The following is a 21,402-nucleotide window of genomic DNA, read 5'->3' as shown; positions in this document are numbered from 1 at the left end:
ATGTGCATATTCAGTTCCAGTCGGGCAGGCGATTGGCGAATGCGGATCCCCCCGGCGCCAAGCCGAACATCCAGGTGACACGAATTGGAGGCAGGCGCAGGTTGCGCTCGGATCGGTCACCCCACAGTCGCAAACCGGACTGGATATCAGAAAACATGCGTTCATCCAAATCCCGCTCGCGGAACAAGAACAACCGCAACCGCAATTCGCTGGGCAATGTCGTCAACCGCGTGTTCGACAGCAACGGTCCCGAAGGCAAGGTGCGCGGCACGCCGCAGCAGATCATCGACAAGTACAACCAGCTGGCCCGGGATGCCGCGCTCGGCAATGACCGCGTGGCGACCGAGAATTTCCAGCAGCATGCCGAGCATTACATGCGTCTGCTGAGCGAGGCGCAGCGCGAGCAGGAGGCCAAGCGCGAGCAGCAGGAGCGGGAGAACCGCGAACGCCAGGCGCAGCGCGACCGCGAGCGCGCGCAGCGTGATGGCGGGCAGGGCGAGGACGGCGACAAGTCGCAGCCCGATGCGCAGTCCCGCGACAGCCAGCCGCGCGACAACCAGCAACGTGACAGCCAGCGCAGCGAGCAGGGCAAGCCGTCTCAGCAGCCCGAGGTGCTGGATCTGGGCAGCGATGATGACGGGCCGGGCCTGGTGGACACGCCCGAGAGCCGTTCGGACAAGCCCCGTACCCGGTCGCGCAAATCGGCCGAGCCGAAATCCGAGACGAAGGCCGAGAGCGATGCCGCGCCGCAGGCCGAGTTGGCCGATGACGCGCCCAAGGCAGAGGAAAAGCCCAAGAAACCGCGCGCGCCGCGCAAGCCGCGCAAGAAGGCCAGCGACACCCCGGCCGAGCCCGCGGCGGACGAGAGCCAGAAGCCGGCTGAAACGGCACCGGCCGCGACCGACAGCAACGCACCCGACGCCGCCGAATGAGCGCCTGTGGCCCGGCCAAAAGGGCCGGGCGCATGCCTTTGGCGGCAGCCCCACGACGCCGCCGCGCCAGACCACGGGGCTGGACTGATCAGCTCTCGAACTGGCGGGCCAGCGCGCAGAACGCCTCCAGCGGCACCTGCTCGGCCCGTTCGGTGGGCGCGATCCCGGCGGCCTGCAGGCGATCCTCGATATCCGGGGCGAGACCCTTCAGGGCGGCCCTCAGCATCTTGCGCCGCTGGTTGAAGGCCGCGGCCACCACCCGCTCCAGCAGTTTCGCCTGCGCCGGAAAGCGCGGCTCGGGCAGCGCCGTCAGGTGCACCACGGCCGAGCTGACCTTGGGCGGCGGCGTGAAGGCTCCCGGCGGCAGGGTCAGCGCGATGCGCGCCTCGCAGCGCCATTGCGACAGGATGGCAAGCCGCCCATAGACCTTGCTGCCCGGCTGGGCCACGATCCGCTCGGCCACCTCGCGCTGGAACATCAGCGTCAGCGAGCGCCAGTCCGGCGGCCAGCTGGGCGGGGTCAGCCAGCGCACCAAGAGCTCGGTGCCCACGTTGTAGGGCAGGTTGGCACAGATCGCGTAGGGCGCGGTCAGGTGGTGCAGCGGGTCGATCTTCAGCGCATCGCCCTCGATCACCTGGAGGCGGCCGGGATAGGCGGCGGCGATATCGGCCAGCGCGGGCAGGCAGCGCGGATCCTTTTCGATCGCCAGCACGCGGCGCGCGCCTTCGGCCAGCAGCCCGCGGGTCAGCCCGCCGGGGCCGGGGCCGACCTCCAGCACGTCGGTCTGGCCAAGATCGCCCGCCACCCGCGCGATCCGCGCCGTCAGGTTCAGGTCCAGCAGGAAGTTCTGCCCCAGCGCCTTGCGCGCCGAAAGCTGGTGATGCGCGATGACCTCGCGCAGGGGCGGCAGCGTGTCGATGCCGCTCATGGCGTGCCGCCCGCCAGCCGCCAGCCCAGCCGCAGCGCCTCGATGGTCGAGGAGGGGTTGGCCTGCCCGGTCCCGGCAATGTCGAAGGCCGTGCCGTGATCGGGCGAGGTGCGGATGAAGGGCAGGCCCAGCGTCACGTTCACCCCGCGGTCGAAATCCAGCGTCTTGATCGGGATCAGCGCCTGGTCGTGATACATGGCGATGGCCACGTCATAGCCCGTGCGCGCGGCGGCGTGAAACATGGTGTCGGCCGAGCGCGGGCCGGTGATGTCCATCCCCTCGGCCGCCAGCCGGTCGATCACCGGGGCGATCAGCGCGATCTCCTCGCGGCCCATCTTGCCGCCTTCGCCTGCATGGGGGTTCAGCCCGGCCACGGCGAGGCGCGGGCGCGACAGGCCCCAGTGGCGCACAAGGGCCTCGTGGGTGATGCGGATACGCCGCTCCAGCAGGGCGGGCGTCAGCGCTGCGGGCACCTCGGCCAGCGCGATATGGATCGTCACCGGCACCACGCGCAGCTGGTCCGAGGCCAGCATCATCACCACCTCCTCGACACCGGCCAGATGGGCGAGAAACTCGGTATGGCCGGGAAAGGCGAACCCCGCCCCGTCGGCCAGCGCCTTCTTGTGGATGGGCAGGGTACACAGCCCCGAGACCGCGCCCGCCTGCGCCAACGCTACGCCACGCTCGATCGCGGCGATGACGCCGGCGGCATGGGCCGGGTCGGGCGTGCCGGGGCGGCGGGGCGGGCCGAAGGGCAGGGCGAGCACGGGCAGCGCGTCCTGCGCCACCCGGGCCGCGTCCTGCGGGGCGTCGATCACCTGCGCGGGCACGGTGCCGGGCAGGTGGGCCGGGTCGCCGATCCACGCAAAGGGCACAGCGCCGCGCATGGTTGCCCAGGCGGCCTCGGCCAGTTCCGGGCCGATCCCGGCCGGTTCGCCGCAGCTGACGGCGAGCGGCGCCGGGCTCATTGGTCGATGATGCGGGCGTCGGCGCGCAGCTGGGCCAGGTAGCCCTCGGCCAGTTGCGAGATGCGCTGGTTGCGCAGGCCCAGCGTGATCTCCTGCCGGTCGGCGCCTTCGCTGATCGCGGTGCTGCGGCCGCAGAGCATCAGGAAGACCAGCGTCTGCCCGTTGGCGCGGGTCAGCGCGGTAGAGACCTCGCCGGGGTCGAGCTTGGACAGCTCGTAGGCGATGTCCGTGGGGATCTCGCTCGGGGGCAGCGTGCCGCGATCCAGCACCTCGGCCGGCTGGCCCTTGGCCACGCCGTAGAGGTCGTCGCAGCGGTCGACCCGGCCCTCGAGCACGCGGGCCCGCGCCAGCGTCTCGTCCGAGCGGCCGCCCGGCATGTAATAGGCGGCGTATTCCACGGCCGTGACCTCGGGCGCGGTATAGCCCGATTCCTCGATGTCGCGCAGCTGGAACAGCGCCACGGCGCCCTGCAGCGGGATGGGGTCGGTCACCTCGCCCGGGCGCAGGCCCAGAAGCAGGGGTTGCAGCGGCGGCGGCAGGTCGCTGAGCGGCTGCCAGGGCAGGCGGCCGCCATTGCCGCGCGTGGCCGTGGCCGAGAAGCGCCGCGCCTGGGCCGAGAAGGCCGAGGGCGAGGTCAGCTGCGAGATCCGCTCGGCCCGGGCGCGCACCTGCGCCTCGTTGCCGGGAGTGACGGGCATGATGATCTCCGAGACCAGCACGCGCACCTCGCTGCCGCCGCCCTGCGCCGACAGGGCGCGGTCGACCTCGGCCTCGCTCACCGCCGAGCGGCCGGCAAAGCGCTGGCGTACCAGAACGCGCCAGCCAAGACCCGCGCGCACGAAATCGCGGAAGGTCTGCTCGGACACGCCGCGCTGCGCCAGCGCCTGGGTGAATTCCTCGCGGCTGAGATTGGCGCGCTGCGCGAATTCCTCCATCCCTTCGAGGATGTCCTCTTCCGAGGGGCGGATACCGGCATCCTCGGCCGCCTGCTGGCGCAGCCGGTCGTCGATCAGCTGCTCGCGCGCGACCTCGGCCACGTTGCCCGGCGCGTTCAGCACGCGCAGCATCAGCTCGCGCTGTTCCAGCTCGTAGCCGGTGATGACCTTCTCGTTGACGATGATCGCCGGCGCGAAAAGCCCCTGGGCAGAGGCGCCGACCGGGGCCAGCGCCAGGGCGAGCGCGGTCATGAGCGGCGAAAGAAGGCGGGTCATTGATCGCATGAGCGTCGATACTCCTTGGCGCTGCCGCCGGTGCTGAAGCCTTTCAGCGCGACGGTCAGGTCGAAATCGGTCGAGGGTTCCAGGTTGGTGGCCGAGGCGTAGCTGCGCGAGGCCGAGAAATCCACCTGAACGCATTCGTTCTGGTATTGCAGGCCGATCCCCGTGCGGTCAAGCCGGGCATCGGCCAGGTCATAGCGCGCCTCGAGCGAGGTGGACCACCGCTCGTTCACGCGCCAGAGCCCGTCGAAGGTCCATTCCGACTGGGCCGTGGCGCGGTCCTCGTCGGCATCGGTGACCAGCAGCAGGTAGGAGGCGCCGAGATCCATGCGCGCATTCGACCAGCCGGCCCGTGCCTCGCCCTTGGACAGGCGCGCCTCGCGGTCGAGCAGGCCGCGCACCGACAGGGTCAGCCCCACCGGGTGGGCGAAGCGGCCGGCCAGCAGCCAGTCGCTTTCCTCGCCCTCCAGCCCCGAGGAGCGGCTGAACTCGGGATCGGTGTCCTCGCGCCAGAGCTTGCCCAGCGTCAGCGCCGTGGTCCAGCCGGCGGGCGCCCGGTGCATCCAGCGCAGCCCGGCGGCCAGCGTGGCGCCATGCTCGCGCCGGTCGGCGGCAGGGAAGCGCGACAGCGACAGCAGGTTGGCCTCGTCGAACTCGACCCGGGTGCTTTCGTCATTGGGGTTTCGCGGGCGCGACCCGCCGACCCAGCCCATCTGTACCACCGGTTCGATCAGCGTGCGCCCGCCCGATGCGCCCTGCCGCTGGAAGGGCCAGCGCAGCTCCACCGCCACGCCGGGCGTCGCGCGCGACACCTCGGCGGCCGAGGTCGCGTCCTGCCGCGTGCTGTAATGGTCGAGCCACAGATGCGTCGACAGCCCGGCGCGCAGCCCGCCCGGCAGGGTCCAGCGGTCGCGCCAGCTGATCTCGGCATTGACGCGGGCCACGTCGCGGCCGTCCACCTCGGTATCGGCATCGGGCCCGTCCACGTTCAGCGAAGACCAGCGGTAATGCGTGTGCGCCTCGCCCGTCAGGCGCAGCTCGCCCCCCAGCCGGTCGAGGAAATGCCGCCGCTCGTAGCGGATGTCGCCGACCAGCGTCGGCTGGGTGTCATTGTCCTCGGAGGCGCGCAGCGACTGATAATGCACGAGGTTGGTCTGGAAGAACACGTCCGGCCGGATGCGCGTCAGCGACAGCGTGCTGTCCAGCCGGTCGCCGCCCGCGACGCCGTAATCGTTGAGATAGGAGATGTCCGAGACGGCGGCGAGGTCGAATTCCAGCTGGTAGTCGTTCTCCAGCCGGAAGGCGCCCTCGGCAAAGAGATAGCCGCGCGCCGTGTCGGGCATCAGCGTGTCGTCCGAGATGGCCCCCGTCACGGTCAGGTCGCCGCGGTAGAAGGCGCGGCGATAGCGGAATTCCAGCGTCCGGCTTTCCCGCGCGAGGTAGGGGGTCAGCGTGATGTCCTGGTGGTCGCCGATCGGGATGAAATAGGGGATCTTGATGCCGAAGCCCAGCAGGCTGGAGGAACGCACCGAGGGGATCATGAAGCCGCGCGCCCGCTCCAGCGTGGGGTCGGGCAGGCGCAGGCGCGGGATATAGGCGATGGGGATGTCCAGCACGCGGAACTGCGCGCCGTCGAAATAGAGCTGGCGCTCTTCCTGGTCATGCACCACGCGGCGGGCACGGATCTGCCAGAGCGGCGGGCCGCTGTCGGCGCAAACCTGGCAGGAGGTCACCGCGACCTTGGAGAGCTGCGTATAGCGCCCCTCGACACGCCGCGCCTCGACCGAGGCCAGTTGCAGCTGCTGGTCCAGCACCAGCCGCGCGCCCACCAGCAGCCCGTTGGTCAGCTCCTGGTCGAGCTCGGCCTGGTCGGCCACCAGCACGTTGCCTGCGGGGTCGACGATGCGGATGGGCCCGTCGATGCTCAGCGTATCGGTCGTCCCGTCATAGGTGATGCGCGTGGCGGTCAGCCGGGTGTCGCCCTGAAGCGCCTCGACATTGCCGGTGGCGACCAGCCGCTCCTCGCCCTCGACAAAGACCTGGTCGGCGACCAGCAGGGCGGCATCGGCGGTTTCGTCGGTCTGGGCCTGGGTTTGGGCCTGGGCGGGCAGCGCAAGGGCGAGGGCGAGCAGAAGGCTCAGCAGGGCACGCATCAGCCGTCCTCCATGTGCAGCACCAGCCCCAGCGCCAGCAGGATCGAGGCCACGGGCGGCACCCAGGCCGCGAGCAGGGGCGAGAGCTGCCCGCTTTCGCCGAGGATCTGCGCGAAGTTGCGCACGTAGTACAGGCCGAAGCCCAGCAGGATCCCCGACAGCACCATCAGCCCGGTGCGGCCAAGACGCGCGGGGCGCATTGTGAAGGCGGCCCCCACCAGCACCATCGCGGCCAGGAAGAGCGGGCGCGACAGCTCGATATTCATCCAGACCACGTGGCGCCGCGCCGAGAACCCGGCCTGTTCGAGATCCGAGATGAACTGCGGCAGGTCCCAGATCGAGATCGCCGAGGGCTTGCCGAACCGGTCGCGGATGCTCTCCCGCGTCAACGTCGAGGGCAGGGTCAGCGTCTCGTGCCGCCGCGCGCCGGTCTCGGGGTTCAGCCCCGGGGCCAGCGGCCAGGCCTTGGCATTGCTCAGCCGCCACTGGCCCTCTGCCAGCGCGGCCTCCTCGGCCACGACGCGCAGGGTCGGGCCGCCATTGTCGGGCGCGTAGGTGACGATACTGACATCATAGAGCACCGTGGCCTCGGGATTGGCGCGGGTGGCGCGGATCACGGCCTGGCCCTCGGGCCCGCCCTGGCGCAGCCACAGCCCCTCGGCCCCGATCGACAGGGCCGAGGCGCCGCCATTCTCGAAGCTCTCGCTGAGATCGGCATAGCGTTTCGAGGTGGCCGCCACGATCGGGTTCAACATGCCCACGATCAGCCCGCCGAGGATCAGCGACACGGCCAGCGGCCCGGTCAGCGAGGCCAGCCCCGAGCGCCCCGAGGCGCGCGCCACCACCAGCTCGGACGAGCGCGCAAGTGCCAGGAACAGCGCCACCGTGGCCAGGATCATGACCAGCGGCAGGATGCCGTAGATCCCCTCGGGCAGTTTCAGCGCGACCAGCTGCAGCACCTGCCCGAAGCTGACGCTGTCATCGGTGCGACGCAGCTCGTCCACGAGGTCGACCAGCGCCTGCAGCATCGCCAGCACCGTCAGTATGGCGAGGAAGGTCCACAGGAAACGGCGCGCGAAGTAGAGATGCAGCGTCATGCCGGCGCCTCCGCCTCCGGCAGGGCGGCGCGCCGCGGCCGGAAGGGCCGGGCGGCGCGCCACAGCAGCGTGGTCGCGACCAGTCCGCCCAGCACGCTGGGCAGGTAGGTCAGCGGCCAGAGCGCCGGGTTGCCGCGCACCGGATCGGTCACCGCGCCTTCGACGACCTTGACGCTCATCATCAGGAAGATCGCGAAGACGATCTGCTTGGTCACGCCGAAGCGCGAGTAGCCGCCTACCATCAGCGCCGAGAAGCCGATCAGCGCCGCGACAAGACAAAGGAGCGGCCCCTCGAAGCGCATATGCGCCTCTTCCAGCACCTCGCCGGGGCGATCATTGACCTCCTCGGCCACTGCAGCGGTCCGGGTCAGCAGCTCCAGCGTGGATATGTACTCGATTTTGCGACGCTTCTTCGCCGGCGGGATCAGCAGGGTCGAGATGTCATAGGTCAGGTTGGTGAAATTCGTCGTGGACAGGCGCTGCTCGGCCACGTCCAACGTCTGCGCCATGCCCGCCAGCATCACCAGCTTGGAGCCCTCGTCGTCGCTGACGAGATAAGCGCGCTCCGCAGTAAAGATGACATTGCGGCCCTCGACGCGCCGGTCCGACAGCAGCACGTCGCGCAGCTCGCCCTCGGCGCTGATGCCGCGGGTGTAGAAGGTGACGCCCTCGGCGGGGTGCTGGAAGGCGCCTTCGCGCAGCAGCCGCGCCGTGACCGAGCCCGAGGCCTCCTGTTCGCGCAGGCGCAGCTGCTCGAGCGAGGCGGGCATCAGCACATGGGTAAGGATCGACATCATCACGGTGATCATCAGCCCGAAGGCGAGCACCGGCCGGGCCAGCCGCCAGGGCGAATAGCCCGTCGACTGCACCACGGTCATCTCGCTGTCGCCCATCATCCGGTTGGTCACGTAGACCGCCGCGGCAAAGGACGCCATGGGCAGCACCTGCGCGATCACCGAGGGCAGCCAGAGCGCCGTGAATTCGAGGAAAACGCCGGCGGAATGGCCGTCCGCGATCAACCGGTCGAACAGGATCACGGCCCGGTTCACCCAGTAGATGGCCACGAGGACGAGGGCGAAAAAGCCGAACAGCACCATGAGTTGCGACAGCACGTATCTGTCGAATCTTTGCAAGCCTGCGTCCCCCCCCGGAACAAATCTTGGGCCGGAGCCTAATGGATCGCATCGCGGGGGGAAAGGTGCTCTGGTCATCCGGACGGCAGGGGGCTAGGTCTGGGCAAGGTTTGGCTGAAAGGGAGTGGGACATGACCGAGCTGCGCAGCGTGGAATTCGCCGGGGTGGATCTGGAGGCCCTGGCCGGGGCCGAGGGCCGGGTCGCGGTGCTGATCCCGGCCGAGGGCACGCTGAGCCCGGGCGCGCGCCGGCTGAACCGGCTGACCAAGGGCGCCGTGGCCCGCGCCGTCGAGAGCGAAGGCTGGTCGGGGCTGAAGCCCGGCGAGGTGCTGACGCTGGCCTGGCCGGCTGGCATGGCGGCAGAGGCGGTCGACCTTGTAAAGCTCGAACGCCGCCCGACCCGCGCCGAGGCGCGCAAGGCCGGCGCCGCGCTGGCCGTCGCGGCGGGCAAGTCGGCCCTGTGCGTGCTGGCCGAGAACACCCGCTTCCCCGAAGAGCTGGCGCTGGGCCTCGTGCTGCGCGGCTATGCCTTCACCGCGCGCAAATCCGCGCCTGCCGAGACGCCCGCGGGCGCGACGGTGCAGTGCAAGACCCCCGAGGAGGCCGCCGAGGCCTATGCCGACCGCCGCGCCGTGGCAGAGGGCGTGTTCTTCACCCGCGACCTCGTCTCGGAGCCCACCAACGTGCTGGGCACCGTCGAGTTCGCCAACCGGCTGGAGGCGCTGCGCGAGCTGGGCGTCGAGGTCGAAGTGCTGGACGAGGACCGCATGGCCGAGCTGGGCATGGGCGCGCTTCTGGGCGTGGGCATGGGATCGGCCATGCCCTCCAAGCTGGTGATCATGCGCTGGAAGGGCGGCGAAGGCGCGCCGCTGGCGCTGATCGGCAAGGGCGTCGTCTTCGACACCGGCGGCATCAGCCTCAAGCCCGCGCAGGGCATGGAGGACATGACCATGGACATGGGCGGCGCAGGCGTCGTCTCGGGCGTGATGAAGACGCTGGCGCTGCGGCAGGCCAAGGCCAACGTGGTGGGCCTTGTCGGGCTGGTCGAGAACATGCCCTCGGACCGCGCGCAGCGCCCCGGCGACATCGTCACCTCGATGAAGGGCGACACGATCGAAGTCATCAACACCGATGCCGAGGGCCGGCTGGTGCTGGCCGACGTGATGTGGCACGCGCAGGCGGCCGAGGGGCCGGCCGCGATGGTCGACCTCGCCACGCTGACCGGGGCCTGCATCATCGCGCTTGGCCACGAGAACGCGGCTGTCTTCTCGAATGATGACGGCTTTGCCGGCGATTTCCTGAAATCCGCCGCGAGCGAGGGCGAGGGCGCGTGGCGCCTGCCGCTGGGCCAGGCCTATGACGACCAGCTGAAAAGCCAGAAGGCCGACATGAAGAACGTGGGCGGGCGGCCCGCGGGCTCGATCACCGCGGCACAGTTCCTGCAGCGTTTCGTCAAGGACGGCATGCCATGGATCCATCTCGACATCGCCGGGGTGGCGCAGGTCTCCAAGGACACCGAACTGTCGCCCAAGGGCGCGACGGGCTGGGGCGTGATGGCGCTGGACCGGCTGGTGCGCGACCGGTTCGAGAGCAAGGAATGATCGCCGCTGGATCCCGCGCCCGCGACGGGCGGGCGCCCGTCCGGGGCTGACCCCATGGGCGCAGCCTATTTCTACCACCTGACCCGCCGCCCGGTCGAGGACACGCTGGCCACGCTGCTGGGCAAGTCGCTTCAGGCGGGCTGGCGCGTGGCGGTGCGCGCCCGCGCCGCCGAGCGGCTGGACTGGCTGGATCAGAAACTGTGGCTGGGCCCCGAGGACGGCTTCCTGCCGCACGGCGTCGCGGGCGGGCCGCATGATGCCGACCAGCCGGTCCTGCTGACGCTGGACCGTACCGCGCCCAACCGCCCCGCCTGCCTGATGAGCATCGACGGCGCCGAGGTGGCGGCGGAGGAGGTGCAGGCGCTGGAACGGGTCTGCATCCTCTTCGACGGGCACGACCCCGACGCGATGCAGGCCGCCCGGGTACAATGGAAGACGCTGACCGGGGCAGGCTGCGCGGCGCAGTACTGGTCCGAGGAATCGGGGCGCTGGGAGAAGAAGGCCGAGGCCTGAGGGGCTTCGGTTTGGTGTGTTGGTGACGCGCAGTGTTGGCTGAGAGGGCGGGAGCGAGGGGCCAGCCCCTCGCGCTCCCCGGGATATTTGGGGACCAAAGATGAGCGGTGTTTCGGCGCGGGGCTGTGGCTCGGGTTTGGCGCTGCATGGGCGCGTCGGATCGTCGGGGGCGGGGGCCTGTTTGGCGGGGGGCGTGTTGAGGTTCTTTGACGGTGCCGGGCGGGATCCGGGCGCGAGGGTCGGGGATCAGCGTTCCAGCACGAGTTTGCCGCCAGAGATCTCGATCCGCGCGAAACGGTCGAGATAGGACATGCCCAGAAGCGACTGGCTCATCTCGCCGCTGTTGACATAGGCGCGCACGTTGCGGTCGGTGACCGGCCCCAGCGCGACGCGGTCCAGCGTGACGGGGGCGGTCTGCACCGCGCCATTGGCGGTCATCGCCTCGGAGAAGAAGAAGAGTTCGTCCTGCTGCAGCCCCGCGCGCGCGGCATCCTCTTGTGTCAGTACCATGGCCGAGGCGCCGGTATCCACCACGAAGCGCAGCGGCTGGCCGTTCACGTCCAGCGTGACGTAGTAATGCCCGTCGGGGGCGCGCGGCAGCTCGATCCGGCCTTCCTCGGCAAAGACCGATTGCTGCGGCATCACGGTCTGCCGGATATCGGCCCAGAGCCCGTAGGCCGCGATCACGCCCAGGAAGATCAGCCCCCAGGCGGCCAGGTGCTGCGCCATCTTGCCCAGCCCGCCGCGGTTCGCCACGACGTACCAGGTCAGGATCACGCCGCCCAGCAGCACGAGATAGATCAGGGATGCGGTTTGATCGCCGGTCATGGATTGCCCTCTTCGCTATGGGCAATGTAGGGGCCCGGGCGCGGAATGTCAGGGGGCCGGGCGGCTCAGGGGGCCGAGCCGCCGATCCCGAAGGCGCGCAGCCCGTCGAGGATGAACTGCACCGACAGCGCGGCCAGCAGCATGCCCAGCAGGCGCGTGACCACGTTGATGCCGATCCGCCCCAGCGCGCGCTCGATCGGGGCGGCGAGCAGGAAGAGCCCCATCACCAGCACGAGCACCGCGCCCATGACGCCCAGCACCGCCGCCATGCCGGCCGCGCCCTCGGCCTGTCCGGCCAGCAGGATCATCGTGGCGATGGCGCCCGGCCCGGCGATCAGCGGGATGGCGATGGGAAAGACCGACGGGTCGGGATCCTCGATATCCTCGGCCTGGTCCTCGCGCCGCTTGGTGCGCCGTTCGAACAGCATGTCCAGCGCGGTCAGGAAAAGCAGCGCGCCGCCGGCGATGCGGAAGGCCGGCATGGTGATCCCGATGAAGCCTAGCACCGCCTCGCCGAAGAAGGCAAAGAGCGTCAGCAGGACGAAGGAGATGACACAGGCCCTCAGCGCGATGGCCCGCCGAGCCGCGGTCTCCATGCCCTGAGTGAGCGCGATGTAGATCGGCGTCAGCCCGATCGGATCGATGATCACGAAGAGCGTGGCAAAGGCGGTGATGAGAAAGGCCGGGTCCATGTCATGCGCTCAAGCATGTTTGGCCCCGCGGGGCAAGGCCCGCAAGGGACGAGGCGCGTGGATATGGGGGGCGGATGACAGGGGCCCGGTGGAAGGCGCGGTTGTCAGGCGTTCTCGGCCGCGTCGAGGCGTTCGACGGCGGTTTCCCAGAGCGCCTCGGCGCGGGTGAGCCCTTCCATGACCTCGGCATATTTCCTGTTCCAGGTCTCGAGCTCGTTCACGCGGCCATCCTCGTAGAGGGCGGGATCGGCGAGCTTGGCGGCCAGCTTCTCGCGCATCTCCTCGAGCTTTGCGACGCGGGCCTCGCATTTGCGCAGCTCGGCGCGCAGGTCGAGGATCTGGTCGCGCGAGGGGCGCTTGGGCTTGGCCTCCTTGGGCTTCTCGGCCTTGGCGGGCGTGTCGCGCGACAAGAGCATCGCGCGGTAGGCGTCGAGATCGTCCTCATAGGGCTTGACCGTGCCGTCGGAGACCAGCCAGAGCCGGTCGGCCACCATCGACAGAAGATGCATGTCGTGGCTGACGAGGATCACCGCACCGGAATAGGCGTTCAGCGCCTCGACCAGCGCCTCGCGGCTCTCGATGTCGAGATGGTTGGTGGGCTCGTCGAGGATCAGCAGGTGCGGCGCGTCCAGCGTGGCCAGCAGCAGCGACAGCCGCGCCTTCTGCCCGCCCGAGAGCCGGCCCACCTCGGTCTCGGCCTGCGCGGCCATCAGGCCGAACCCGGCCAGCAGCGGGCGCAGTTTCGCGGGGGCCGTGTCGGGGCGTTCGCGCTGCAGGTGCTGCAGGGGCGTCTCGTCGAGATGCAGCTCGTCGACCTGGTGCTGGGCGAAATAGCCGATGCGCAGCTTGGAGGAGCGCGTCACCTTGCCCATCATCAGCGGCAGCCGGTCGGCCAGCAGCTTGGACAGGGTGGATTTGCCCTGGCCGTTGCGGCCCAGCAGCGCGATGCGGTCGTCCTGGTCGATGCGCAGGTCGAGCCGGCGCAGCACGGTGGTGTCGCCATAGCCGGTGACACCGCCCTCCATGTGGATGATCGGCGGCGAGAGCTGGTCGGGCTGGGGGAAGGTGAAGACGCGTTTCGCCGCATCCTCGGGGGCCGAGACCATCTCCATCCGCTCGATCATCTTGAGCCGGGATTGCGCCTGCTTGGCCTTGTCGGCCTTGTAGCGGAAGCGGTCGACATAGGATTGCAGATGAGCGCGGCGCGCCTCCTGCTTCTTGGCCATGGCGGCGGCCTGGGCGCGGCGTTCGGCCCGCTGGCGGGCGAACTGGTCGTAGGGGCCCTGGTAGAAGGTGAGCTTGCGGTCCTCGACATGCAGGATCGACCCCACCGCGCGGTTGAGCAGCCCGCGATCATGGCTGATCACGATCACCGTGTGGGGATATTTCGCGAGGTAGCTTTCCAGCCAGAGCGCGCCCTCGAGATCGAGATAGTTGGTCGGCTCGTCGAGCAGCAAAAGGTCGGGCTGGGCGAAGAGCACGCCGGCCAGCGCCACGCGCATGCGCCAGCCGCCCGAGAAGGCCGAGCAGGGGCGGCGCTGCTGGGTGTCGTCGAAGCCCAGCCCCTTGAGGATGGTCGCGGCGCGGGCCTCGGCCGACCAGGCGTCGATATCGGCCAGCCTTGTCTGCACCTCGGCCATGTGGGTGCCGGTGGCGGTCTCGGCGGCCTCCATCAGGCGGGCGCGCTCGGTATCGGCGGCGAGCACCGTCTCGATCAGGCTGTCCTCGGTGGCGGGCTCCTCCTGCGCGACACCGCCGATGCGGGCGCGGCTGGGCAGCGAGATCTCGCCCGAATCCAGCGTGAGCTCGCCCCGGATGAGGCGGAACAGCGTGGTCTTGCCGGTGCCGTTCGGCCCGACCAGCCCGACCTTGTGCCCCTCGGGGATGGTGGCGGAGGCGGTCTCGAAGAGCGGGCGGCCTTCGACGGAATAGGCGATGTTCTCGATGCGCAGCATGGGGCGGGCTGTAGCAGAGCCTGTGCGGCGGGGCCAGTGGCTGTCGACGGGCGGCTCTGTTTGCTGCGCAAAGGCGCCCGCCCGCCGACCCGCGGGCCGCGCGCTCCGGGTCTTTTCAAGGGGCGGGGGGCGTGCTAGGCGCTCGCGCGGTATTTCGGCCGGGCACGGGGTCCGGCCTGTCATTCTATGGAGCACAGCATGGCCACCGAACGCACCCTGTCGATCATCAAGCCCGACGCCACCCGCCGCAACCTGACCGGCAAGATCAATGCCAAGTTCGAGGAGGCGGGCCTGCGCATCGTCGCGCAGAAGCGCATCCAGCTGACCAAGGCGCAGGCCGGCCAGTTCTACGCCGTGCACAAGGAGCGTCCCTTCTACGACGAGCTGTGCGAGTTCATGGCCTCCGAGCCGGTCGTCGTGCAGGTGCTGGAAGGCGAGGGCGCCATTGCCAAGAACCGCGAAGTGATGGGCGCGACCAACCCCGCCGACGCGGCGCCGGGCACGATCCGCGCCGAGTTCGCGGAATCGGTCGGCGAGAACTCGGTCCACGGCTCGGACGCGCCGGACACAGCCAAGGAAGAGATCTCGTTCTTCTTCTCGGGCCTCGAACTGGTCGGCTGAACCGGTACGGTTCGCAAGACGTGAAAAAGCGCCCCGCGGGGCGCTTTTTTGTGTCTATATTCTGGGTCAGGCCGGGGCCGCCTCGACCGGGGCGACCGGCGGGCGGGCCACGGTGGCGTGGCGGGCCTCCACATGGGCGCGCAGCAGCGCGGCGTTTCGCAGATTGGCCTTGAAGCCCACGTCGAGCACGTCGCCCAGCAGCGGCACGAGGCCGATCAGCCAGTCGAGCCCGACATTGCCGGCCATCCGGGCCAGAAGCGGGCGCGATGCGCCGCTGTCATGGGCCAGCTTGAGGATGTAGGCGGCGGGCGCCAGTGCCAGCGCATCGCCCACGCCCGGGACGAGGCCGATGATCGAATCCCAACCGATGGTGATCCGGGTCAGCGGCAGGCGGAAGGCGCTGTCCATGCGGCGCGCCACGCGCTCGGCCGTCTCGACGCGGTCGAAATCGGCCTGCGCGGGGCGGGTCTGCGTCGCGGCGGCCATGGCGCTTACACCCGCTGGATGTCGGGGCCGGTGCGGGCAATGACCCAGACCGCGTGCACGATGCCGGGGATGTAGCCGAGGATGGTCAGCAGGATGTTGATCCAGAAATGCTTGCCGATGCCGACCTGCAGGAACACGCCCAGGGGCGGCAGCAGGATGGCGAGGATGATGCGCAGGATGTCCATGATGTCTCTCCGTGTCGAAGTCTTCGGCGGGGAAACGAGGCGCGGGCCCGGATCGTTCCCTTGCCGTCCCGGGAGAGTGGCTCAGCCGTCGGTTTCGGGGCGGCGCGGGGCGATCACGCCGATCTCGTCGAGACGGGCGAGAAACGCATCCTCGGGTGCCGGACGGGCCTCGGCGCGCAGCGCGTCGAACTGCGCGCGCAGGGCGGTCTTCTCGGCGCCGCGGCAGTCGTTCCACGGCCGGCCCTGCAGCGCCATGTGCAGCACGAAATAGCCGATGAAATGCGGCCGCGTGCCGGCCGCCAGCAGGCGACGATAGGCCTCGTGCGCGCCGAGGCTGCGCAGCGTCTCGGCATCGGGGATGCCCGCGCGGGTGCACTCGGCCTGGAAGGCGGGGCCGAGATTGCGGATGGTGGAGACGGGCGTGCCGCTCATGACCCCAGAAGCGCGTCGATCCTGTCGCCGCCGATCGAATGCGAGAGCAGGTCGAAGCGCCCCTCGCCGAACATCTGTTTCCCGGCATCATGGATCACGCGATGCGTGGCGCGTGCCAGCGACGAGCCCAGCGAGAGCCGCGCCACCCCGACCCGGGCGAAGGCGGTGCGGTCATGGGCGGTATAGGGGCCGGCCACCAGCGCGTTGACCGGCAGCGTCGTGGCGGCGCAGATCCGGGCGAGATCCGCGAAGGCGGGCGGCATCGGGATGTAGAGGCAATCGGCGCCGGCGTCCTCGAAACTGGCGATGCGGGCCAGCCCCTCGTCGAGGTCGTATTGCCCGTTCATCACCCCGTCGGCGCGCGCCACCAGCACGAAGTCCCGCTTCAGGGCGCGGGCGGCCGCGGCGGCGTCGCGGATGCGCTCGGCTGCGAGCGCGGCGTCATAGGGTGTGGCATCGGGCAAGGCGGTGTCCTCGATCGAGATGCCGGCCAGCCCGATCTCGGCGGCCAGCCGCACGGTCTCGGCGCAGGTCTCGGGGGCGGCGCCGAAGCCGTTCTCGAAATCGCCCGACACGGGAACGGTGACGGCGGCGACCAGATCCTGCGCATGGGCCAGCGCCTCGTCCCGGGTGACCCGGCCCATGTCGGGCCGGCCCAGCGTGAAGGCATGCGCCGCCGAAGACGTGCCGATCGCGGGCGCGCCGAGCGCCTGCAGCATCCGCGCGCTGCCCGCGTCCCAGGCATTGGCGAGGATGAACGGGTCGCCGGGGCGGTGCAGGTCGCGGAAGCGGGTCGCGGTGTCATTCATGGGTCAGGCTTTCGGCAAAGGCGCAGAGGGTCCCGAGGGCGGCGTCCAGCCGGGCATCGTCCACGGTCAGCGCCACCCTGACATGGCCGGCCGCCGAGCGCCCGAAACTTTCGCCGGGCATGACAGCGATGTGATGCGCGTCCAGCAGCCGGTCCGCGAAATCGCGCCCCGACAGGCCCGTCGCGCGGATGTCCAGCATCAGGTACATGGCGCCCTGCGAGGGGATCGCGGTCACGGTATCCTGCCGCGCGATCACCTCCAGCGCCAGCGCGCGGCGGCGGCGGAACGGCGCGGCGATGCGTTCCTCGAGATCGGGGCCCCGGGTCAGGGCAAAGAGCGCGGCATCCTGGATGTAGCCCGGCACGCCATAGGTGGTGGCGGTGGCGAGGTCGATCAGGCGCTCGATGGCCGGCGCCGGCGCGACGATCCAGCCGATGCGCGAGCCTGTCATGGCGTGGCTTTTCGACATCGAGCCGATCACCATGGTGCGCTCGGCCATGCCGGGCAGGGTGCGCGGGCTGAGATGGGCACCCTCCCAGAGTTGCGTGTCATAGACCTCGTCCGAGATCAGCCAGAGATCGCGGTCGCGGCAGACCTCTGCCAGCGCCTCGAGCGTCGCTTGCGGATAGATCGTGCCGGTGGGGTTGTTGGGCGTGTTGATCAGCAGGCTTTTCGCGCCGCTTTCTGCCGCCGCCTCGGACACGGCGGCGGGATCGGGCAGGAAGGCATCGCGCGCCCGGGTCTGCACCGGCACCGCACGGCCCGAGGCGGCGCGGATCGTGCCCGGGTAGGTGGCGTAGTAGGGGTCGACATAGAGCGCCGCGTCGCCGGGATCGAGCACCGCCATATGGGCCGAGAAGAGCCCGGCCTGGCCCCCCGGCGTGACGAGGATGTTCTCGGCCGTGGTCGGCACGCCGGTGCGCTCGGTCAACCTTTGGGCCAGTGCTGCGCGCAGGGCGGGGATGCCGGGCACCATGGCATAGCCCGTGTGACCGCCATGCGCCGCCTCGTGCATCGCGTCGAGGATCGCGGGCGCGGTGCGGATGTCGTGTTCACCGATCGTCAACTCGGTCACGTCGGTCCCCGCGGCGACCATCGCGCGGGCGCGGTAGAACACCTCCCACCCGTCGGAGCCGCCCTCGTTGAGCTGCGTGATGCGGGGCGAGAGCTGGGGCATTTCGGTAAACCTTTCAATATCTTGGCGCAGGGGTGCGGGGCGCGCCACGGTGCGGTCGCCCCTTGGTTAATCCAGCCCCCGGGGGAAAGTAAACGCGGATCGGGCCGCGCCGCGCGGTGCGGGAAGCCGGTGGAAAGACCTGTGCCGCAGGATGAGCGCGTGCCGGTCGGTGCGGGAGGTCTGCGCAGACGGGCCCCCGCCACCGGCCAGAGCAGGCACGTCATACAGGCAAATAAGGTGTCGAGCATGGAAAGACCTGAAGAGCACCGTCCGGTTCTTGTAACCGCGGCGGACGAGGCCGGGCGGCTGGAGGCGCAGCGCGCCGAGATCGAACAGACGCTGGGCGAGCTGGTCCGCGACATCCGCGAGATCCAGTCGCGGCTGCGACAGGGCACGTTCGAGAGCAGGACCGAGACCGGCAAGTTGCTGGGCGACCTGAGATACTGGCTGCGGGCGGCCAGGGATACGGAGGCTGAACTTGAAGCGATCAGACGAAAACAGGCCGGAATCGGCGACGGATACGGGCTCGACCTCGACGCGGCCGAGCGTGCGATCGGGTGCCGCCTTCATCGCATCCGCACCTGCTGCGGTGCAGAGCGCGTTCCTGAATGAGCTGACAGCAGGGGAGCGCATGGCGCTCCCCTACCTGTTCGAGTTCTGGGCGCATGACCACCAGCTGCCTCCCGAGGGGGACTGGCGGTCCTGGGTGATCCTGGGCGGGCGCGGTGCCGGCAAGACGCGGGCCGGGGCGGAATGGGTGCGCCGCATGGTCGAGGGGGCGAAGCCGCTGGACCCCGGGCGCTGCCGCCGGCTTGCGCTGGTGGGCGAGACGCTGGACCAGGCGCGCGAGGTGATGATCTTCGGCGACAGCGGGATCATGGCCTGCTCGCCGCCCGATCGCAAACCCAGCTGGGTCTCGACCCGGCGCTGCCTTGTCTGGCCGAACGGGGCCGAGGCGATGGTGTTCTCGGCGCATGATCCCGAAAGCCTGCGCGGGCCGCAATTCGACGGCGCCTGGGTGGACGAGCTGGCCAAATGGAAGAAGGCGCAGGAGACCTGGGACATGCTGCAGTTCGGGCTGCGGCTGGGCGATGATCCGCGGGTCTGCGTGACCACCACGCCGCGCAATGTCGCGGTGCTGAAAGCGCTGCTGGAGCTGCCCTCGACCGTGGTGACGCGGGCGCCGACCGAGGCCAACCGCGCCAACCTGGCGGCGTCCTTCCTGTCCGAGGTGCGGGCGCGCTACGCGGGCTCGCGGCTGGGGCTGCAGGAGCTGGACGGGATCCTGCTGGACGAGATCGACGGCGCGCTGTGGTCGCGCGAGGGGCTGGTGGCCTGCCGCAGCGGGCCGGTGCCGGAGCTGACTCGCGTGGTCGTGGCGGTCGACCCGCCGGCCGGGGCCAGCACCGGCGCGGATGCCTGCGGCATCGTGGTGGCCGGCGTGGTGGCCCACGGTCCGCCGCAGGAGTGGCGGGCCTACGTGCTGGAGGATGCCAGCGTGCAGGGCTGCTCGCCCGCGGGCTGGGCCGCGGCGGCGGTGGCCGCCGCGCGACGCTGGCAGGCCGAGCGGGTGGTGGCCGAGGTCAACCAGGGCGGCGCCATGGTCGAAGCCGTGCTGCGCCAGGTCGACCCGCTGCTGCCCATGCGCTTGGTCCACGCGACGCGCGGCAAGGCGGCGCGCGCCGAGCCGGTGGCCGCGCTCTACGAGCAGGGCCGGGTGTGGCACGGGCCGGGGCTGGACGCGCTCGAGGCGCAGATGTGCCTGATGACGCAGGGCGGTTTCGAGGGCGCGGGCAGCCCGGACCGGGTGGATGCGCTGGTCTGGGCGCTGACCGAGCTGATGATCGAGCCGGCAGCACGCTGGCAGCAGCCGAAACTGCGGGTGCTGGGATGAACCGGCCGGTCTGCGTGGCGGGCGCTGGAGGGGGCGCTGCCCCCGCCCTGCGGGCCCCCCGGAGTATTTTCGGAAAGATGAAAGGGTCTTTGGGCTTGGTTGGGCTGGCGGTTGGTTTGGTTGGGAAGGCGTTTGTGCAGTGGCGGGTTTTCTGCGTGCGGGTGTGGCGGGGTCTACTTTGTGCACCTTCGGCGGATTCATTTTTCGTGCACCTTCGGTGGCTTCGTTTTTGTGCACCTTTGGTGCAACACCCACCGCGCGGTGCCGTGAACCCGCGTTAATCCGCGCCGCCTAGGGTGTTTTTCAACGTCGGGGGACGGCCCCGTCACCACGGTCAGACAGGAGCGAGCTGGATGGTTTTCGATTTTCTGCGGCAGCGCGGCGATGCGGGCGGGGCGCCGGAAGGCAAGGCATCTGCGACCGGGCCTCTGGTGGCGCATGTCAGCGCGGGGCACGTGGCCTGGAGCCCGCGGGACACCGTCTCGCTCACCCGGCAGGCCTTTACCGGCAACCCGGTGGGGTTTCGCGCGGTCAAGCTGATCGCCGAGGCCGCCGCCGCGCTGCCGCTGGTGCTGCAGAGCCCCGAGACGCGGTTCTCCGATCATCCGCTTCTGCGCCTGATCGGGGCGCCCAACGGGGTGCAGGGGCGGGCCGAACTGTTCGAGGCGCTCTATAGCCAGCTGCTCTTGTCGGGGGACGGCTATGTCGAGGCGGTCGCGGGCGCGACCGGGCTGCCGCTGGAGCTGCACGTTCTGCGCTCGGACCGGATGCGGGTGGTGCCCGGGGCTGATGGCTGGCCCGTGGCCTATACCTACAGCGTCGGCGCGCGCAGCCATCGCTTCGACATGAGCGGGCCGGTGGCGCCCATCTGCCACGTCAAGGCCTTCCACCCGCAGGACGACCATTACGGGCTGTCGCCGCTGCAGGCGGCGGCGCAGGCGGTGGACGTGCATAACAGCGCCTCGCGCTGGTCCAAGGGGCTGTTGGACAACGCGGCGCGGCCCTCGGGCGCGATCGTCTGGAAAGGGGCCGAGGGCCAGGGCCAGCTGTCGGCCGAGCAATATGACCGGCTGGTGGTCGAGATGGAGAGCCATCACCAGGGTGCGCGCAATGCTGGCCGGCCGATGCTGCTGGAAGGCGGGCTGGACTGGAAACCGATGGGCTTCTCGCCCAGCGACATGGAGTTCCAGAAGACCAAGGAGGCGGCGGCGCGCGAGATCGCCGTGGCCTTCGGCGTGCCGCCCATGCTGCTTGGAATCCCGGGCGAGGCGACCTATGCCAATTACGCCGAGGCGCACCGCGCCTTCTATCGCCAGACCGTGCTGCCGCTGGCCACCAAGGTGACGGCGCAGGTGGGCCGCTGGCTGGCCGCGCACACGGGCGAGGACGTGGCGCTGGGTCCCGACCTGGACCAGGTGCCGGCGCTGGCGGCCGAGCGCGATGCGCAATGGTCGCGCGTGGCCGGCGCCGATTTCCTGACCGCGGCCGAGAAGCGGCGCATGCTGGGCCTGCCGGCGCTGGCCGAGGAGGCGGGCGGTGACTGAGCCGCGCGCGCGCCACGAGAGCTTTGCCTGCGCGCCGGGCCTGCGGCTGGAGGCGCATGAGCGGCTGAGCAGCCTGCAATTCGCCGCGCTCGACGACAAGCTGGCGCGCCTCGAGGCGCTGCTGGAGCGGCTGGAACGGCGGCTGTGGCTGACCGTCTACGGCGTGGCCGGGGTGATCCTGGCCGAGGCCTTCCAGGGCTTGATGAACGCGGCGCCGTAACGCGCCGGAACAAGGGG

Annotated in this window: 22 protein-coding genes; 8 read left to right on the top strand and 14 right to left on the bottom strand. The window is 70.2% G+C overall.

The genetic code is table 11. The features are described 5' to 3' along the window. Positions 1-155 precede the first annotated feature (155 nt). On the top strand, positions 156-932 hold the full coding sequence (locus AVJ23_RS05120; protein WP_058861078.1) for a DUF4167 domain-containing protein: 777 nt from the start codon (positions 156-158) through the stop codon (positions 930-932). Positions 933-1,020: 88 nt separating this feature from the next. On the opposite strand, the gene rsmA is transcribed toward AVJ23_RS05120, so the two are convergent. Genes rsmA through lptF form a run of 6 tightly spaced genes read right to left on the bottom strand, consistent with a single transcriptional unit; the run spans position 1,021 to position 8,407 of the window. After that, the gene (rsmA, locus tag AVJ23_RS05115; protein WP_058861077.1) at positions 1,021-1,860 is read right to left on the bottom strand and encodes a 16S rRNA (adenine(1518)-N(6)/adenine(1519)-N(6))-dimethyltransferase RsmA; all 840 of its coding nucleotides are present in this window, start codon (positions 1,858-1,860) and stop codon (positions 1,021-1,023) included. Continuing rightward, a complete protein-coding gene (pdxA, locus tag AVJ23_RS05110; RefSeq protein ID WP_058861076.1) occupies positions 1,857-2,828 on the bottom strand; it encodes a 4-hydroxythreonine-4-phosphate dehydrogenase PdxA in 972 nt (323 codons plus the stop codon). The genes rsmA and pdxA overlap by 4 nt, the downstream gene beginning before the upstream one ends. Then, positions 2,825-4,039 (bottom strand): peptidylprolyl isomerase, encoded by a 1,215-nt coding sequence (locus tag AVJ23_RS05105; protein ID WP_099045466.1) that lies wholly within the window; start codon positions 4,037-4,039, stop codon positions 2,825-2,827. Before AVJ23_RS05105 ends, pdxA begins: the two co-directional genes overlap by 4 nt. After that, positions 4,036-6,198, bottom strand: coding sequence for an LPS-assembly protein LptD (locus AVJ23_RS05100; RefSeq protein WP_058861074.1), 2,163 nt, complete (start codon positions 6,196-6,198; stop codon positions 4,036-4,038). Before AVJ23_RS05100 ends, AVJ23_RS05105 begins: the two co-directional genes overlap by 4 nt. After that, positions 6,198-7,295, bottom strand: coding sequence for an LPS export ABC transporter permease LptG (lptG, locus tag AVJ23_RS05095; RefSeq protein WP_058861266.1), 1,098 nt, complete (start codon positions 7,293-7,295; stop codon positions 6,198-6,200). The genes AVJ23_RS05100 and lptG overlap by 1 nt, the downstream gene beginning before the upstream one ends. After that, positions 7,292-8,407, bottom strand: coding sequence for an LPS export ABC transporter permease LptF (gene lptF, locus AVJ23_RS05090; protein WP_058861073.1), 1,116 nt, complete (start codon positions 8,405-8,407; stop codon positions 7,292-7,294). Before lptF ends, lptG begins: the two co-directional genes overlap by 4 nt. A gap of 152 nt (positions 8,408-8,559) precedes the next feature. Between lptF and AVJ23_RS05085 the strand changes: the two genes are divergently transcribed. Together AVJ23_RS05085 and AVJ23_RS05080 are read left to right on the top strand one after the other, a co-directional pair. Beyond that, complete coding sequence (locus AVJ23_RS05085) at positions 8,560-10,029, top strand: leucyl aminopeptidase (protein ID WP_058861072.1); 1,470 nt, start codon at positions 8,560-8,562, stop codon at positions 10,027-10,029. A 54-nt stretch (positions 10,030-10,083) separates the two neighbouring features. Continuing rightward, positions 10,084-10,542 (top strand): DNA polymerase III subunit chi, encoded by a 459-nt coding sequence (locus AVJ23_RS05080; RefSeq protein ID WP_058861071.1) that lies wholly within the window; start codon positions 10,084-10,086, stop codon positions 10,540-10,542. A 246-nt stretch (positions 10,543-10,788) separates the two neighbouring features. Here the strand turns inward: AVJ23_RS05080 and AVJ23_RS05075 are convergent, their stop codons facing one another. From AVJ23_RS05075 to AVJ23_RS05065, 3 genes are all read right to left on the bottom strand, one after another. After that, positions 10,789-11,370: a retropepsin-like aspartic protease family protein gene (locus AVJ23_RS05075; RefSeq protein WP_058861070.1), complete on the bottom strand. Its 582-nt coding sequence runs from the start codon at positions 11,368-11,370 to the stop codon at positions 10,789-10,791. A 65-nt stretch (positions 11,371-11,435) separates the two neighbouring features. Next, positions 11,436-12,062 carry a MarC family protein gene (locus AVJ23_RS05070; RefSeq protein WP_058861069.1) on the bottom strand — a complete coding sequence of 209 codons (627 nt, stop codon included), beginning with the start codon at positions 12,060-12,062 and terminating at the stop codon, positions 11,436-11,438. Positions 12,063-12,166: 104 nt separating this feature from the next. Continuing rightward, on the bottom strand, positions 12,167-14,017 hold the full coding sequence (locus AVJ23_RS05065) for an ABC-F family ATP-binding cassette domain-containing protein (RefSeq protein WP_058861068.1): 1,851 nt from the start codon (positions 14,015-14,017) through the stop codon (positions 12,167-12,169). A 198-nt stretch (positions 14,018-14,215) separates the two neighbouring features. Between AVJ23_RS05065 and ndk the strand changes: the two genes are divergently transcribed. Further along, positions 14,216-14,638, top strand: coding sequence for a nucleoside-diphosphate kinase (gene ndk, locus AVJ23_RS05060; protein ID WP_058861265.1), 423 nt, complete (start codon positions 14,216-14,218; stop codon positions 14,636-14,638). 66 nt (positions 14,639-14,704) lie between these two features. On the opposite strand, the gene AVJ23_RS05055 is transcribed toward ndk, so the two are convergent. The 5 genes from AVJ23_RS05055 to AVJ23_RS05035 all read right to left on the bottom strand — a co-directional run bounded on the left by AVJ23_RS05055 (position 14,705) and on the right by AVJ23_RS05035 (position 17,727). Then, positions 14,705-15,124 carry a DUF4112 domain-containing protein gene (locus AVJ23_RS05055; RefSeq protein WP_058861067.1) on the bottom strand — a complete coding sequence of 140 codons (420 nt, stop codon included), beginning with the start codon at positions 15,122-15,124 and terminating at the stop codon, positions 14,705-14,707. 5 nt (positions 15,125-15,129) lie between these two features. Next, complete coding sequence (locus AVJ23_RS05050; RefSeq protein WP_058861066.1) at positions 15,130-15,309, bottom strand: YqaE/Pmp3 family membrane protein; 180 nt, start codon at positions 15,307-15,309, stop codon at positions 15,130-15,132. An 81-nt stretch (positions 15,310-15,390) separates the two neighbouring features. Beyond that, entirely contained in the window at positions 15,391-15,741 is a 351-nt protein-coding gene (locus AVJ23_RS05045; protein ID WP_058861065.1) for a TfoX/Sxy family protein, read from the bottom strand. Then, the gene (locus AVJ23_RS05040; RefSeq protein ID WP_058861064.1) at positions 15,738-16,550 is read right to left on the bottom strand and encodes an isocitrate lyase/PEP mutase family protein; all 813 of its coding nucleotides are present in this window, start codon (positions 16,548-16,550) and stop codon (positions 15,738-15,740) included. Before AVJ23_RS05040 ends, AVJ23_RS05045 begins: the two co-directional genes overlap by 4 nt. Next, on the bottom strand, positions 16,543-17,727 hold the full coding sequence (locus AVJ23_RS05035) for a pyridoxal phosphate-dependent aminotransferase (protein WP_058861063.1): 1,185 nt from the start codon (positions 17,725-17,727) through the stop codon (positions 16,543-16,545). The genes AVJ23_RS05040 and AVJ23_RS05035 overlap by 8 nt, the downstream gene beginning before the upstream one ends. Positions 17,728-17,973: 246 nt before the next feature. Here AVJ23_RS05035 and AVJ23_RS05030 point away from each other — a divergent pair, with 246 nt between their 5' ends. From AVJ23_RS05030 to AVJ23_RS05015, 4 genes are all read left to right on the top strand, one after another. Continuing rightward, positions 17,974-18,339 (top strand): hypothetical protein, encoded by a 366-nt coding sequence (locus tag AVJ23_RS05030; protein WP_058861062.1) that lies wholly within the window; start codon positions 17,974-17,976, stop codon positions 18,337-18,339. 19 nt (positions 18,340-18,358) lie between these two features. Then, positions 18,359-19,621, top strand: coding sequence for a DNA-packaging protein (locus AVJ23_RS05025; RefSeq protein WP_058861061.1), 1,263 nt, complete (start codon positions 18,359-18,361; stop codon positions 19,619-19,621). Positions 19,622-19,974: 353 nt separating this feature from the next. Further along, positions 19,975-21,165 (top strand): phage portal protein, encoded by a 1,191-nt coding sequence (locus tag AVJ23_RS05020; protein ID WP_058861060.1) that lies wholly within the window; start codon positions 19,975-19,977, stop codon positions 21,163-21,165. Further along, on the top strand, positions 21,158-21,385 hold the full coding sequence (locus AVJ23_RS05015; protein WP_058861059.1) for a GTA head formation protein, RCAP_rcc01685 family: 228 nt from the start codon (positions 21,158-21,160) through the stop codon (positions 21,383-21,385). Before AVJ23_RS05020 ends, AVJ23_RS05015 begins: the two co-directional genes overlap by 8 nt. Positions 21,386-21,402 lie beyond the last annotated feature (17 nt).

It is taken from the genome of Pseudoponticoccus marisrubri (assembly GCF_001482405.1).
GTDB lineage: Bacteria > Pseudomonadota > Alphaproteobacteria > Rhodobacterales > Rhodobacteraceae > Pseudoponticoccus > Pseudoponticoccus marisrubri.
Note: the sequence above shows the minus strand (reverse complement) of the source record. Positions and strands in the feature narration are given on the sequence as shown.

What these genes read in the sequence shown, in the direction of transcription:
- AVJ23_RS05120 (WP_058861078.1), top strand. Translation starts at nt 156, where the DNA reads ATGCGTTCATCCAAATCCCGCTCGCGGAACAAGAACAACCGCAACCGC.
- AVJ23_RS05100 (WP_058861074.1), bottom strand. Translation starts at nt 6,198, where the DNA reads ATGCGTGCCCTGCTGAGCCTTCTGCTCGCCCTCGCCCTTGCGCTGCCC.
- AVJ23_RS05075 (WP_058861070.1), bottom strand. Translation starts at nt 11,370, where the DNA reads ATGACCGGCGATCAAACCGCATCCCTGATCTATCTCGTGCTGCTGGGC.
- pdxA (WP_058861076.1), bottom strand. Translation starts at nt 2,828, where the DNA reads ATGAGCCCGGCGCCGCTCGCCGTCAGCTGCGGCGAACCGGCCGGGATC.
- rsmA (WP_058861077.1), bottom strand. Translation starts at nt 1,860, where the DNA reads ATGAGCGGCATCGACACGCTGCCGCCCCTGCGCGAGGTCATCGCGCAT.
- lptG (WP_058861266.1), bottom strand. Translation starts at nt 7,295, where the DNA reads ATGACGCTGCATCTCTACTTCGCGCGCCGTTTCCTGTGGACCTTCCTC.
- AVJ23_RS05080 (WP_058861071.1), top strand. Translation starts at nt 10,084, where the DNA reads ATGGGCGCAGCCTATTTCTACCACCTGACCCGCCGCCCGGTCGAGGAC.
- AVJ23_RS05070 (WP_058861069.1), bottom strand. Translation starts at nt 12,062, where the DNA reads ATGGACCCGGCCTTTCTCATCACCGCCTTTGCCACGCTCTTCGTGATC.
- AVJ23_RS05050 (WP_058861066.1), bottom strand. Translation starts at nt 15,309, where the DNA reads ATGGACATCCTGCGCATCATCCTCGCCATCCTGCTGCCGCCCCTGGGC.
- AVJ23_RS05025 (WP_058861061.1), top strand. Translation starts at nt 18,359, where the DNA reads ATGGCGCTCCCCTACCTGTTCGAGTTCTGGGCGCATGACCACCAGCTG.
- AVJ23_RS05065 (WP_058861068.1), bottom strand. Translation starts at nt 14,017, where the DNA reads ATGCTGCGCATCGAGAACATCGCCTATTCCGTCGAAGGCCGCCCGCTC.
- AVJ23_RS05045 (WP_058861065.1), bottom strand. Translation starts at nt 15,741, where the DNA reads ATGAGCGGCACGCCCGTCTCCACCATCCGCAATCTCGGCCCCGCCTTC.
- AVJ23_RS05035 (WP_058861063.1), bottom strand. Translation starts at nt 17,727, where the DNA reads ATGCCCCAGCTCTCGCCCCGCATCACGCAGCTCAACGAGGGCGGCTCC.
- AVJ23_RS05055 (WP_058861067.1), bottom strand. Translation starts at nt 15,124, where the DNA reads ATGGCCGCCGCGACGCAGACCCGCCCCGCGCAGGCCGATTTCGACCGC.
- AVJ23_RS05040 (WP_058861064.1), bottom strand. Translation starts at nt 16,550, where the DNA reads ATGAATGACACCGCGACCCGCTTCCGCGACCTGCACCGCCCCGGCGAC.
- ndk (WP_058861265.1), top strand. Translation starts at nt 14,216, where the DNA reads ATGGCCACCGAACGCACCCTGTCGATCATCAAGCCCGACGCCACCCGC.
- AVJ23_RS05105 (WP_099045466.1), bottom strand. Translation starts at nt 4,039, where the DNA reads ATGACCCGCCTTCTTTCGCCGCTCATGACCGCGCTCGCCCTGGCGCTG.
- AVJ23_RS05030 (WP_058861062.1), top strand. Translation starts at nt 17,974, where the DNA reads ATGGAAAGACCTGAAGAGCACCGTCCGGTTCTTGTAACCGCGGCGGAC.
- AVJ23_RS05020 (WP_058861060.1), top strand. Translation starts at nt 19,975, where the DNA reads ATGGTTTTCGATTTTCTGCGGCAGCGCGGCGATGCGGGCGGGGCGCCG.
- AVJ23_RS05085 (WP_058861072.1), top strand. Translation starts at nt 8,560, where the DNA reads ATGACCGAGCTGCGCAGCGTGGAATTCGCCGGGGTGGATCTGGAGGCC.